Raw genomic sequence first — 13073 nt, forward strand, 5'->3', positions numbered from 1 at the left:
GTCAATCATGGCTTTAAGGCCAGTATCTATGAAGGTTCTTGCTTTTTCGATTCTCCTATTGTCTTCCTCAATCGCCTGGTTTGCTGCCTCCGCCAACTTAGCAGATTTTTTTTCTTTAGCGGCTTCCTCTTCTTCCGTTAACTTTGGATTGTGAATGTCATACAGCATGTCTTCCAGGTCGTCACACACAACCCCAGGACTCGAAGCATTTGCAACCATTTCATCTATGCTGGCGTTTGTGATCCCAGCTTCTTCCAACTGGTCCCATTCCTTGTCAAGAAACCCGCACTTACCATATTTGCTGTCATAGATGACATTGCTTACTTTCTTTGTTACAGCTCCTGTCTCTAATTGAAGATAAACCAAGGGCAATAGTACTGCTGCTACAACTCCGGCAATGATTAGCTTTTTCGATTTTCTCAAGTTGACCCGTCCTTTTATGTGAAATATTTGCAATAAAGAGCATAATTAGCATAAAACATTGGAAGCCGCATATCAATTAAAAATTTTAGCAAAAACACACCAAGGCTCAATTCATTTCCGATCCGCTTGACTTGCATTTCGCCTGTAAAGTATAGAAACGCATAAACGTACTACGTGTTTGAATCGGATTTCCTTTTATAGAAATACTAATCATGAATATTATTAAGGAGCTCCGTAGTGAAAATCATTGCTGTAGCATTTACTTGGTTATTTACAGGGTTAGGTCAATTCTATAATGGTAATTATATCAAGGGCTTATTATTACTTTTTATTAATGCTTTAAATAATCATTTTGGACATATGAATAGTCTATTGCTACATAGTCTTTTAGAAGGGGACTTTATTACTGCTAGAAACTTTTTAGACTATCAATGGATTCTCAATTACCCGTCATGATGAACGGAAGAATACATATGGCTATTACCCTGAAGAAAAATGACAGAGGTGTTTTCTTTCTTCAACAACGGACATAGCATTCCTTTAATGCTTTGTGAACAATTACACTTAAACAAACGGGCGCTTTTCTTCAATAAGCATCTTCAACAATCGGGCGCTATTGTTGAATAAACATTAGATTTCCAAACGACTTTATTGTTATATTTTTGAGTACAGTGAAGTATCTTATATCGAAAATTAAACAACTATATTTTAACCCCGTCCTAAATTTAGGACGGGGTTATGCTTGTTTTAGGTATTAAATTTAAATAAATTTATTGTCTTTTTACATATTCTTTTTCATTTTCTTGAAATTATGTATAACTAAAGTATCCTACACGAGATATTGAGTCATATCTCATCGTCATTTTTAAAAAAACAGTAGTTTTACGTTCTGTCTTTTTTATTTATCTTAAAACAATCCATTCATAGCTTGCCCACTCTTTTGGTTTCTTATCGTACTTGATACGACCAGTCGTACAGAATGAAGCAATCATCCATTGTATAAGGTTCATCTTGGCATAGGGATCAATACAATCTTCTAACTTTTTCAGCTGATAGCCTGTACTATTTTTCTGCCAAATCACATACAAGCGAAAATGTGTAGTAGTAACTAGCCTAGCTTTTGTTGTAACTTGCCATTTTGCAATTTTCGTTAAATCTTCTTTTACCTTTCTTTCATATTCTTGTTTTACTACTTTATACCCCTTCTCTTTATTAATTAATCCATTTGAGAATGCAAAAGGCATTTGATGCACCTCATACACCGTTCCTTCTTCATCTCCTAAAACATTTGATTCTACTAGAAATATATTTTTTAGTTTTAGCTGTTCCGTTAATTCTTTTCCGCTTTGATAAAATGGCTTTTTCACCTTCTGCAACAAGACAACCTGTGCAATTAATCCGATAAGTAACGGATACGCTAGTACAAACACCATATTAATGAACATGTTCAAAATTAAAACTCCTACAAGCGCAAATATAGTGAAGTAAATATATGTTTCTCTTTGATGAATGATTCTACTGTTCAAGCCAAGATACCTCCGTTTTGATATATAGTGAAAGCAACATAAACAAGTGCTCCTAATAAAATAGAACAAGCCCCTGGAAAACTCTGTATTAGCTGTATTTCTTTCTTTGGTAGTTTCGCACCAAATATAGAGGCAGCATGCTCTAATTGGTCTTTAATAGCTCCTGTAAACCCTAAAATCTTAATTAATCGATACACACTGGCAATCCAAAAGAATAGTAAATGGAAAGCTGTTAATGTAATAGCGGTAAGTATAGCCGATTCTTCTACTACATTGCTAACATATAAAGCTACCACCACAAGCATTTTCGTATCACCAGGTGAAGAAAATTTAAACGTCTCTAACAATAAACCACATGCTAAGGTCATGACTAGTACAATCGTAATCTCTTTCCCTGTTCTTATTCCAGCAAAATACGTGATTCCTATACCCACAATTAAGAATAGTAAATGCCACATATTTTTCGTTTTTCTATACTTCAAATCAGTAAATACATTCAGGATCATATACCCTATTAACATTCCTATTACATATATACCCATATTTCCCTCTCCTTATTTCATTCTTGTTTAGATGGATTTTTTAAGGTCCACTTACTAAAGACCATGTGACCGTAGAATTATAAGTTGCTTGCCTATTCGTCCCTACATAGGTTGTCCCTGGATCTAGCTGAAGTTGGAATGCATGTTGACCAAAATCAATTTGATATTCTCCAATTGCTACATCTTTTATAGCCTGGATAATGGTGTGTGCTGCCCCATTATCAATAGGTGCATTGGGAATCTGTACAATAGGTTTCCCTGTCTCTGGCCCTTTCACTTTTGTTACACTCACTTGATTTTTCAAGTATAGAGAACCCTTTGGCAATTGTTTTGATATATTCGATTCTGTAAATGGTGATATAGTTACATTCAATCTCCATCCATCCGCTTGATTCCGACTATCATGAATCATGATTTTTCCTAATGTACCAAATGAATTTTGTTTTTCTCCACTTAATTGGATCGGACTGAATTCCACACTTTTTGGTACAGTGAGCATGTCTACATGTCCTTTTTGTGTGGTAAAAACATGCTTTGTCGCACTTTTATTCCCAGCTTTATCTACTGTTCGGATATGTACATATTGCGGTTTCGCATAATCAGTCGGAAACTGAATACTAGTCTGATTTGTAAACTGAACGCCATTTGCTTTATCGAGTGATATGTCCGGTTTGTCATTTACTACATATTCATACCCTTTCACACCACTTGTTACAGTAGCAGGAACCTCCTTAGAAAAGTCTGAAGCGCCATTCCTACCAACACCACGAATTTTATAATGATAGATACTCCCTTCATCTTTCGCGGAATCATATGTTACTTTTGTTTCCTTTAGCTCTCTATTTTCTATTTGAAAGCCTTCAGGTGTTGTTGGTGCTGCCTGATCCCTTGTTTCTTTATCTACATAGTCAGAAAGTCTACCTTTATATATTTGCTGATTCGCTCGGTATACTTCTGCTTCTGATGCATATCCCACTTTTAATTCATCCACATATGTAATCCCTTCTGAATACGCAAGCATATAAAACGTTACGCCTCGTTGCTCGGTAATATAAAAAGGATTATTTGCAACTTGGGTATTCATACTGAATGTAGACCATCCATTTATATCTTTATTAGAATCATCCTTTGTGACCGTACGATTATTTGGTAATTGGATAGGTGCTGCCCATTTTCTTGTTTTTAAGCGGTCACCTTGTTTCATTGGAGTCATAATAGGACTATTTAATATTAACTTCCCCTGTCCAGAACCATCCTGATAAGGAATTACCTTATCTACCATCGGAGAATCTTGATACACATCTTTATTTATGTCCGAAGTTAAATGTTTTCTATCCTTTGGTATGTTGGTGCCTGGTTCTCTTTCCGGAAATAAAGAGATATTACTAATTTCTAATTCTTTCGAACCGGATGGCACATCCTTTAAAACGGTAGCGTTATAATAATCAAATTCTCTTCCTGTTTCCCAACTTCCATCACCATAGAAACTAATTCTTCCCAATCCTTGTGATCTTGCTTTAAAGGTTGCGGAAATATAAGCATTATTGGGCACATTTAATCGCTTAAAAACAGCGATAGAATCTGTTTTAACCGTATAGGGATATAAGACTCGATTCCCTCCTAATTTTGTATCAAATACTTTGTATCCGCTGGTATCTGCACCATTTGGATAAAAGACTTCTGATTGTAAACTTTGATTCCCATTCCCATAAAATTCTCCCCAACCATTCATTAAATTGACATCTTTAGGGTTATTAAAATCAATTTTCCATAGTACATCTTGATCTAAGATATCAATTGCCCATTCCAATTTGACCTCATTCTCTTTCCCACTCGCAGTGAGAGTTGGAATACCATGCTGCTGTTTTTCTACTTGATCAGCTAATATAGAATTATCTTTTGAATCAAGAAATAGGTATGAAGCACTTAAAAGCATGATTGAAGTGAAAAGCTTCCCCCATTTCACCGTTGTCCCCACCTTTCGTTTTTTATGCTCTCTGAGAGGCTTTCTTTTCCTCTTGCTGTTTTGCATGCTTCTTTCTCCACCATACAAATACAAATATTGAAATGATTACGATTACAACACCAGCCACTATCATATATGTTTGATTAGAATACGTCGCTAACACCTTTACTGCACCTGTTTGCTCCGCGTACTCTGTCACATTAGAAGCAGTTATCTGGAATTCTTCTGTATATGTTTTGGGTACACCGTTCTCTTTTATTGTGACTTTTAGCATATACTTTCCATCTTTGTATTCTTTCGCTTTCCATGGAATAGCCAATCCTACCTTGGATTTCGGAGCAACATTGAACGCTGGGATATTCCCATGAAATAGAACGTTATCCTTAGATAAAACTTCATAGTAAACTGCCACATCCATCACTATATTTGCATTTGTATTTTGAATAAGTGCATGTACTTGCGGTTGAGTTGGATATGATTCAATCGCTGTGCCATTTAACTTCAGAGATGAGTTATTAACTGAATTTTCAGTCTTACTTACATTCAATTGTATCGCTACTGCATATTCGATACGGTTATGTACAGAGAAGTTCAGTCCATCTTTTTCAAGATCCTGTGATTTTGTATCTTGTACTAATTCAAACAATAATCCGCCCAAAAATACTCCATCTTGATTAGGTGTCGTTAGTTGTACCTCTATGGTCTTCGTTTGATTACCTTCTAAAGTAACAGCGGAAGGAGCTTGCACATACTGATCCATATAAAAATTTGTATCCATTAACTTACTTTGTGAAACTTCACGGTTTGGCACATACATAATACCTCCGTTTGTAGAGGTGAGAGCATTGGCCACTTTTACATTCACTTTGATTGGAGTATTAGCTTTATTGTGTACATCCATTTTCACTGTTTGGTTCTGTTTCTTATTCACCTGTAAAGTAAAATAGTTTTTGATATCGCCTATCTGATTATCTGGAACATGAATGTTTACATCAAATGGTAGACTATCTTGTTTTTCTTCTGCATAAACAAGCTGAAAAGGTTTTAGGCTTAGACTTAAAATGAATATAATAGCCACCAATATACTAATAAAAATTTTATATGCATAGTCTTTCATTTTGCCCCTTCTTTCTATGTACAGAAGAGAACCATATCTATAATATGAATCTCTTCTGCATGATCATTACTAATTAAGGTCCTGTTACAATGGAATAGGTAAGTTTCGACTCATATGAGGTAGCACCAGCCTTATTCTCTACATATGTACTATGTGGATTTAAGGTTAACGCCATAGACTTATCATTAAAACTCACGTTATACTTTCCCATACCCTCATCTTTTTTCGCACTTAAAATTGTAACCTGATTATCTGTATCTATTATAAAGTTAGCTGTTTTAAACTCCGGATTAGGTGAACTTGTCCCGCCTATTTTCGTAATAGCAGCACCGCCACTATTTAAAACTAGAGATCCTTTTGGAAGTGTTCGATTTGATTTTGCATCACCATTTATCTTAAATTGATCTGCTTTTACATTAATTCTCCAGCCATTTCCTGAACCAGTTGCATCTGTGACTGTTAGCACACCTGGATTTGCATTTGTCACTTGTGTTTCTCCACTTAGTGTTATAGCGTTAAAATTACTGACAGGAGTAACAGCAACATTATGTTCTCCACCAGTTATACTTTGAGTTAGCTTTGTCTCCGCTGTTGTCGCCGCACTTGCAGGTGTACCCATTACTGACATACCCAGAGCAATTGTTGCTAAAGTAGGAATCATTACTTTACTGAATCTCATCATAATACCTCCTTATGTTTTAAAAGGAGGGAGCTGTATGAAACATGCCCCCTCTTATTTGCAATCCAAAATTTATTTTTTGTTCCAAGAATCTACATCTGCATTGCTTGATGCTTTTGTGAATCGAGATAGAATTGTGTCATATCCACCTTGAATGGCTTTCCATACAAACGGTCCAATGACTAGTACAATAATTACCGCTAACGCGATTAACATACCGTTTTCTGATGATAGCTGTGAATCCTCATTTTTTAACCAACTTTTCATTTTCGTTAACATTTCATTTTGCTCCTTTATATTAAAATTTAGAGATTTACTAATTTAAGATTTCATCTAGTACAAGCCCTTATTTCTTGTTCCAAGAATCTACATCTGCGTTACTTGATGCTTTTGTGAATCGTGCCAGAATCGTGTCATAACCACCTTGAATTGCCTTCCATACAAATGGTCCAATGACTAGTACAATAATTACCGCTAACGCGATTAACATACCGTTTTCTGATGACAACTGTGAATCTTCGTTTTTTAACCAATTTTTCGTTTTTACTAACATTTTATTTTTGCCCCTTTATATATCGATTTTAGGAAACTACTAGGATAAGAGTTTACCTAATTAAAATTTTATTACTTGTTCCAAGAATCCACATTTGCATTGCTTGATGCTTTTGTGAATCGAGATAGAATTGTTTCATAACCACCTTGGATTGCTTTCCATACAAACGGTCCAATGACTAGTACAATAATTACCGCTAAAGCGATTAGCATACCGTTTTCTGATGATAATTGTGAGTCTTCATTTTTTAACCAATTCTTCATTTTTGTTAACATGTATTTTGCTCCTTTTCCTATTCCATTTGGGGTAATATCTTTTTTATAAACTTGCAAATCCTTGTGTTAAGGATTGAATAACAATGACCATCGGATAAATAACGATACAACCAATAACCGCAACGTTAAATTTATTCATTTCCATTGGCTTATCTTGAATCAGACGGTTGTAGTTCTCATGTTTTAATTCACGCATCATTTTAATTTGCGAATCCATAATCCGAAGACTTTGTACCTTGTCCGTTTTTTGCGCCTGTTGCAGTGCGATGGTAAAGGTGTTTACTTCTGGACTATTTAAAGATGCGGCAAAGTTTCTAAATGGTTGATCTGAGCCTGCGTACATTTCTAATTCCGCTGTAAGAGTAGATACATAGGAACGAAGGTGCCTTCCTGCATATATCTCTGCTTTTTTAACTGCTTCTAGTGTTGTATGTGTTTTTAACAACTGCAGCAATGGAATTAAATACTCCGGTAACTCAAACTTTCTTGCCTCTACAGCCTGTTTAATCTTTCTTTTTAATAAGTAATCTGGATAGAAGTAAAGCAGTGGTGAAATCAGAACACCTACTTTAAATAAGTAGTAATCATGGAACACGGTACAAATCAAGAAAACAGATGTGAAAATGACAGGATACGCAACCTTCATTTTCAAATATTCTTCTGGTCTCGTATCCAAGCCAGCTTCCTCTAATTTTTTCTGAATTTGCTCTTTCTTTTCTTCTGTCAGATACTTATGTGATAACGATTGAAAAGGAGCAAGCATCATTTGATTCAAATTCTTCTTTTCAATACGCTTCGCATTTTCTACATAATGAGTAAGTACACTCTCACTGTCTTTTTTACTTTGTAGAAAGGTGGAGAATACCCAGTACATGACAACAAATATGACTAAACCTAAAAACGCAGCCATCTTATTCCCCCCTTTCTGTCGGGTTATAATTTGCAATTTTTTCTACACGTGTTGCTAGGAAAAATACAATAAACATATTTACTGTTAATGCAATTTTTCCCATCATAGAACCTGCCAAAAATCCATATGCCTCTTTTGACATCAACATAATGACAATCGGCATTGCGATGACTATTAAGCAGTTCTGTACAAAAGCACGTTGTGCTTGTGACAAACTAGAACGTAATCTTGCCAGGTATAGCTTTTGTTTTTCGAAATCTTCTGCAATATCTAGTAAGACTTGCACAGAATTTGCTCCACCTTCTCTGCTACATACTTCCAACATTTCGTGGAAGAAAACCAATTCTCTAAAGTTAAAGGTTTCATTAAACCCTCTAAATGCACGATGCATCGTGGTTCCCCCTTCTAATAAAAGAGAAACTTTTTCTATTTCTTCTTGAATACTGTCATGCATCATCGGTTTCACCTGAAGTAACACGCGTTTTGCGTTATTACTAATTTGAAGTGCATTTGCTACAGCCTTCATATAGATAGAAAGACGATCTATGACAACTAAGTAATAACGTTTTTTTCTACGATAGAGAAGAAACCTCGGCACTAAAAACCCACATAAAGCGGAAATCAGTGTAAAAGGATCTCTTCCAAAAGAGAAGTAGAATACAGCTGCAATACTCATCCCTGAAAGTACCGTATATACCCAGTACATACTTTTCGTCAGTTTCCACTCGTACTTTTGGGCTTCCTGGATAACGGATTGTGGAAGATACATCCGTATTCCTTTGATATTCCGTAATTCTAAGCGTCTTTCTTCTTTCTCATTTTCTTGTACAAATTGGGAAAGGGCAGAACCCTTAGATTTTGTGAAAAGTAAAACTAACAATAGTACACTCATGAATATGAGGAATATACATCCATAAGCTAACAAACTATGCATATTGCACCTCCCTATGTGTAAGGAATGGTGCATAAAGAGCTGGATTTACAGTAGAAGAACGGAATTTCTTCTCCATTTCAGCTGACATTTTTGCTGTAATGATATGATCTCCATGAATCTTTCCTACTTTCTCATTCATTTCATCATATTCCTCGCCTGTCGGAATAAATTGAGAAAGCTGATTGAACTGTATATCATCTTGATAATCCAATAATTCAATCATCTCTGTAATATAGCGATTCCCATCATCTTTCTTTTCTAAAAAGACAATCACATCAAACGTCTGTGAAATTAATTCATATAAATACTGGGCGTCAATATTTGCACCACTTTGCAGACACATGAGCATTAAACGTCTAACTGCTTCTTTTGCACTTCTTGCATGGACAGAAGTAAAACCAGGGTGTCCTGTTTGGAAGAAGTTCAGCATTTTCAATGCTTCTTTCCCCCTTGATTCCCCTACTATTAATCGCTTTGGTCCTTGTCGTAACGCATTTGTTAGCAATCTATCAAAGTCAATGGCATTCTCTTCTACTTCCGATGCCCTACACTGCATCGGAACAAAATGATGTTCTGGAAAAATACGATGCAAATATAATTCAGGGTTATCTTCTACTACGAGAGTACGTTCTTTCTTTTTCCCTTTCGGAATATGAGAAGCAAGATATTTCATAAACTCTGACTTCCCTGTACCTGTTGCTCCCGCCACTAAAATATTCATTTTGGCTTTCACGGCTGCGGCCAAAAAGTCCAACATCTCTCTCGATGCTTGATTTGTAGATAACATACGCTCTTCAGAGGCACGAAGATGATCCGCATTCTTACGAATCGTTATCGTTGTTCCTAGTCCCCCAAGTTCATCTAACGCAATATTGATACGTATATACGGAAATACACAATCTACATATGGCTTTGCTGTATTTAATGATTCTGACGTACTGTTTACCATCTTGTAGGCTAAGGCTTTCACTTCTTCTTCCGTTTCAAATCGGTAAGGAAATGTACATTCTCCCTCCCCAATTTTTTCGTAAATAATCTCTTTTGTGCCATTTATATAAATATCGGTTACGTCCTTATCCTCTTTCAAAGACTCTATAATCCCGAATCCCACAATGTCATCACATACCATGTTTAATAACTGATCCGAAGGAACATCTGCGATAACAACTTGATTACTTAACAAAAAGTTTTTAATGATCGTTTCTACAGCAGCTCTCTTCTCCTTATTCATAAAGGACTCACTTAAAATATCACGATGTTCTTTTACTAAAAACGCACGAATTTCATCCGTTATATCTTTAATTTGTTGAGCTGTAGTCGTCCCTAATTTTCGAGCCGATTTGGAACGAATCATATAACCAAAATGGTATAAATCTACTCGATTTCGTTTTAAGGCCACTTGTTTTGCCTGTAAATAACCCCACATACTACTAACCTCCCCTTTTAATTTCGAAAACCAAAGATACCCTTTTTCATAGAGGATGTATGCTGGGATGCAATATCAAGACCAGCTGCTTCCATAATGTGATGGACCTTTGTATTAATTTGTGGGGAACCAATCTGCATCCCCCATTCGTAACTTGTACGATCTCTATCATATGGAATGGTCACCGCAATTTTTTGAGAAGAAAGCTTTTCGATATCTTCTACATAATTCTCATCCCCCATGTTCAAAACATGAATCATACGAGGTAATGTCAGCTTCGTTTCTTCTATCAACTGCAATTCTTGCTTAATTGCTAAAGCACCACGAGGATTACTATTTAGCACATGAACCACAAGATCTGATTGATATAAGATTGGGTAACTCAGTACCTCTGATAATTCAGTTGGTACAGATAGAATGATGTAATCGTATTCTGTGGCTACAAGCGATTCGATGAATGTTGTTACAAATAATTCTTTGTTTTGAATCTCAGGGAAGTGAGCCATGTTATATCCTGATGGAAATACCAGAAAATCCATCTTATCGTGCAATTTTTGTATCAACCTTGGATTCAATTTTTTCTCTAGTAAATCTTGTTTTGTGCAAATGTACTGCAAGAGATTGTACTCATTTTCTTTTCTCACAAGCTCTAACATATTTTTGCTGTCATGGCTAAGACCTGTTCCAACTGCAAAGCTTGGTCTCACTTGGTCTGCTTCTACATACAGCACCTTTTTCCCTAAATGAGCTAACTCATTCGCCATCGCAATACTTAACGTGCTTTTCCCTACGTTTTCGTTTGTCGCATAAAAGGCAACTATTCTGACTTGCCGCTCCATCTTAATACCCCCTTTCTTATTTGGATTCGTTCAGATACTGTGCAACATATTCTTTTACATTTTTAGAAATTGGATTGGTTGAATGTTTCTCTACATAATCTAAAATGTTCTTCTGATCAGATATTTGTGAGAACCCTTCTGCTGGTTGTAATTCCTTCCCTGTTTGTTCTACCTTTTGTCCGACTGCAACGGGAATCACATCTCCAAGCATTTTCGCACGATTTAAGTATTGGAGTTGTTCTGGTGAAACAGCTAATGTATATAAACGAGTTACCTTCGGTTTTTGTTTCCCTTCTTGTTCCTCTTTTGATTCTTTCTTTTCTAACACGAATGCATCTTCTGTATTACTATCTTTTGCTGCCGTAACACGTACACGTTGGAAAAGACCACCGAATACAACCTTCTCATTTTCTCCTTCTTTCACAACCTGTTTGAAATACAAGTCCACGTATGTGTTAGGAATAATACTATTCCCGGAACTTGTTTCAAGATCAACGAGTAATGGGAAAGCAACTTCTTCATTTTTTAGGTTTAATATTGCAGAGTCTGGTAACTCTTCTTTCTTTACCACTTTATTTTTGAAAAGATAGCTATTTTCTGTAATGGGTTGCCCATCATTTGTCCATTTTCCTACGACCTCTTTCTTACTCACGCGTAATGCATTGGGCGGAATGGCATCACCAGGTAATGTGCGTTCAACTAGCATATCCTCTTTAATCTCTGTATGAGCGGGTATATCCTTTGCGGCTACGACAATCTTTGTTGGTTTTACTGCATTCTCCACTGCAAAATGATTGTATCCATAGATACCAGCGACTGTTGCAGCGGCAAGACCAACCGCAGCAATCTGCTTCTTTTGAAACTTAGATGGCTTCAATGTTTGTGCTCCTCCTTATGTAGCCTTTAAACGCAAAAAAAGGACACACCTATGGCATAAAGCGCCTTAGGTGTGTCCTTTTAGCTAATCTAAAGTCTATATGAAAATGTTGGATTTGTTTTCTTTAATATTACAATTTCAATATTATGATATATACGGTTTTATGTCAATCATTTCTAAAAAAAAATCAATTTTTTCTATTCTAACGCACGAATTACAAAAAACAAATAACCTTTAAAAACGTTGTCATATCAAGGTTTTTAAGCTATTAACTACCCATTAAATATGATATAATAGATGTAACGTAACTGAATATTTCAGGGTGGTCGGTTGCTATCCTTTCTCTTTCATTTTATGGAGAAAGGAGGTGACCGTATGGATATACTTTTCACTATAGCAATTGAAATTTTGAAAGTTATTGCTAGGGAAGTCGCTGTATTTTTTGCAAAACGAGTAGGAAAATACCTATCAACGTCTTGGAAGAAAATACAAAAAAAGCGACGAAAAACGAAAAGAACCACCCAACGCCGCAAACGTACTAGGTGGTTCAACAAAAATAACTAAATTCTAGTAACCAACCACCTTGCGGTAGCAGTTACATAAGGCGAGATGTTGACGCATCTCGTCTTTATTAGTTTATGCAAAAACTATCTTTGTAATACTTCTACACATATTATAACATCAACTATGGTCCATGTCATGTCTCTGCATCCACTATAGTTGAAGAAATAAATAAAATTACTTCTAAAATGAAATCAATTTTGTTCCTGTTTCAAAATACTTTGCAGGAGCATAGCTTTTCCCATTCCGATCCTGAAATTCACTACCAATGCACAACGATATAATCATTGCGACAACCCCGATGAAAATTGCACGTCTCACACGTTGTTTTTTCTTTTTATCCACTTTATATTCCCCCTTCTACGAAAAAAAGGCACATCCCAATTAAGGGATGTGCCTTTGGTTTATCCATTCAGCTACTAGTTTAAGATGGATCTCTTTTTTC

The 13073-nt window shown here is 35.9% G+C and carries 15 protein-coding genes and 1 pseudogene; 1 reads left to right on the forward strand and 15 read right to left on the reverse strand.

The annotated features are described in order from the left end of the window. The 14 genes and pseudogenes from I6L50_RS29075 to cpaB all read right to left on the reverse strand — a co-directional run. A pseudogene (locus I6L50_RS29075) lies at positions 1-423 on the reverse strand (hypothetical protein); the annotation flags it as partial. Positions 424-1325: 902 nt separating this feature from the next. After that, positions 1326-1949, reverse strand: a complete 624-nt coding sequence (locus tag I6L50_RS29080; protein WP_219303761.1) for a hypothetical protein — start codon at positions 1947-1949, stop codon at positions 1326-1328. Beyond that, on the reverse strand, positions 1946-2491 hold the full coding sequence (locus tag I6L50_RS29085; protein ID WP_219303762.1) for a hypothetical protein: 546 nt from the start codon (positions 2489-2491) through the stop codon (positions 1946-1948). The genes I6L50_RS29080 and I6L50_RS29085 overlap by 4 nt, the downstream gene beginning before the upstream one ends. Before the next feature lie 40 nt (positions 2492-2531). After that, on the reverse strand, positions 2532-4457 hold the full coding sequence (locus I6L50_RS29090) for a WxL domain-containing protein (protein WP_219303763.1): 1926 nt from the start codon (positions 4455-4457) through the stop codon (positions 2532-2534). A gap of 22 nt (positions 4458-4479) precedes the next feature. Further along, complete coding sequence (locus I6L50_RS29095) at positions 4480-5574, reverse strand: DUF916 domain-containing protein (RefSeq protein WP_219303764.1); 1095 nt, start codon at positions 5572-5574, stop codon at positions 4480-4482. 73 nt (positions 5575-5647) lie between these two features. Next, a complete protein-coding gene (locus tag I6L50_RS29100) occupies positions 5648-6253 on the reverse strand; it encodes a WxL domain-containing protein (RefSeq protein ID WP_219303765.1) in 606 nt (201 codons plus the stop codon). A gap of 72 nt (positions 6254-6325) precedes the next feature. Continuing rightward, positions 6326-6532 (reverse strand): hypothetical protein, encoded by a 207-nt coding sequence (locus I6L50_RS29105; RefSeq protein ID WP_219303766.1) that lies wholly within the window; start codon positions 6530-6532, stop codon positions 6326-6328. Between the two features lie 67 nt (positions 6533-6599). Then, complete coding sequence (locus tag I6L50_RS29110) at positions 6600-6806, reverse strand: hypothetical protein (RefSeq protein ID WP_002069494.1); 207 nt, start codon at positions 6804-6806, stop codon at positions 6600-6602. Between the two features lie 71 nt (positions 6807-6877). Further along, positions 6878-7081, reverse strand: coding sequence for a hypothetical protein (locus tag I6L50_RS29115; protein WP_219303767.1), 204 nt, complete (start codon positions 7079-7081; stop codon positions 6878-6880). A 43-nt stretch (positions 7082-7124) separates the two neighbouring features. Further along, complete coding sequence (locus tag I6L50_RS29120) at positions 7125-7991, reverse strand: hypothetical protein (protein ID WP_219303768.1); 867 nt, start codon at positions 7989-7991, stop codon at positions 7125-7127. 1 nt (position 7992) lies between these two features. After that, positions 7993-8925: a type II secretion system F family protein gene (locus I6L50_RS29125; RefSeq protein ID WP_098342192.1), complete on the reverse strand. Its 933-nt coding sequence runs from the start codon at positions 8923-8925 to the stop codon at positions 7993-7995. Next, positions 8918-10351 (reverse strand): TadA family conjugal transfer-associated ATPase, encoded by a 1434-nt coding sequence (locus I6L50_RS29130; protein WP_219303769.1) that lies wholly within the window; start codon positions 10349-10351, stop codon positions 8918-8920. Before I6L50_RS29130 ends, I6L50_RS29125 begins: the two co-directional genes overlap by 8 nt. A 17-nt stretch (positions 10352-10368) precedes the next feature. Then, complete coding sequence (locus tag I6L50_RS29135; RefSeq protein ID WP_219303770.1) at positions 10369-11190, reverse strand: AAA family ATPase; 822 nt, start codon at positions 11188-11190, stop codon at positions 10369-10371. Between the two features lie 16 nt (positions 11191-11206). After that, positions 11207-12067 (reverse strand): Flp pilus assembly protein CpaB, encoded by an 861-nt coding sequence (cpaB, locus tag I6L50_RS29140; protein WP_219303771.1) that lies wholly within the window; start codon positions 12065-12067, stop codon positions 11207-11209. 375 nt (positions 12068-12442) lie between these two features. Between cpaB and I6L50_RS29145 the strand changes: the two genes are divergently transcribed. Further along, positions 12443-12631, forward strand: coding sequence for a hypothetical protein (locus I6L50_RS29145; RefSeq protein ID WP_219303772.1), 189 nt, complete (start codon positions 12443-12445; stop codon positions 12629-12631). 180 nt (positions 12632-12811) lie between these two features. On the opposite strand, the gene I6L50_RS29150 is transcribed toward I6L50_RS29145, so the two are convergent. Then, the gene (locus I6L50_RS29150) at positions 12812-12973 is read right to left on the reverse strand and encodes a hypothetical protein (RefSeq protein WP_219303773.1); all 162 of its coding nucleotides are present in this window, start codon (positions 12971-12973) and stop codon (positions 12812-12814) included. Positions 12974-13073: the final 100 nt, after the last annotated feature.

The organism is Bacillus sp. FDAARGOS_1420, from assembly GCF_019344915.1.
GTDB lineage: Bacteria > Bacillota > Bacilli > Bacillales > Bacillaceae_G > Bacillus_A > Bacillus_A mycoides.

Excerpts from the sequence above, each read along its gene's own strand:
- I6L50_RS29085 (WP_219303762.1), bottom strand. The coding sequence starts at position 2,491 with ATGGGTATATATGTAATAGGAATGTTAATAGGGTATATGATCCTGAAT.
- I6L50_RS29095 (WP_219303764.1), bottom strand. The coding sequence starts at position 5,574 with ATGAAAGACTATGCATATAAAATTTTTATTAGTATATTGGTGGCTATT.
- I6L50_RS29100 (WP_219303765.1), bottom strand. The coding sequence starts at position 6,253 with ATGAGATTCAGTAAAGTAATGATTCCTACTTTAGCAACAATTGCTCTG.
- I6L50_RS29105 (WP_219303766.1), bottom strand. The coding sequence starts at position 6,532 with ATGTTAACGAAAATGAAAAGTTGGTTAAAAAATGAGGATTCACAGCTA.
- I6L50_RS29110 (WP_002069494.1), bottom strand. The coding sequence starts at position 6,806 with ATGTTAGTAAAAACGAAAAATTGGTTAAAAAACGAAGATTCACAGTTG.
- I6L50_RS29115 (WP_219303767.1), bottom strand. The coding sequence starts at position 7,081 with ATGTTAACAAAAATGAAGAATTGGTTAAAAAATGAAGACTCACAATTA.
- I6L50_RS29120 (WP_219303768.1), bottom strand. The coding sequence starts at position 7,991 with ATGGCTGCGTTTTTAGGTTTAGTCATATTTGTTGTCATGTACTGGGTA.
- I6L50_RS29125 (WP_098342192.1), bottom strand. The coding sequence starts at position 8,925 with ATGCATAGTTTGTTAGCTTATGGATGTATATTCCTCATATTCATGAGT.
- I6L50_RS29130 (WP_219303769.1), bottom strand. The coding sequence starts at position 10,351 with ATGTGGGGTTATTTACAGGCAAAACAAGTGGCCTTAAAACGAAATCGA.
- I6L50_RS29135 (WP_219303770.1), bottom strand. The coding sequence starts at position 11,190 with ATGGAGCGGCAAGTCAGAATAGTTGCCTTTTATGCGACAAACGAAAAC.
- I6L50_RS29145 (WP_219303772.1), top strand. The coding sequence starts at position 12,443 with ATGGATATACTTTTCACTATAGCAATTGAAATTTTGAAAGTTATTGCT.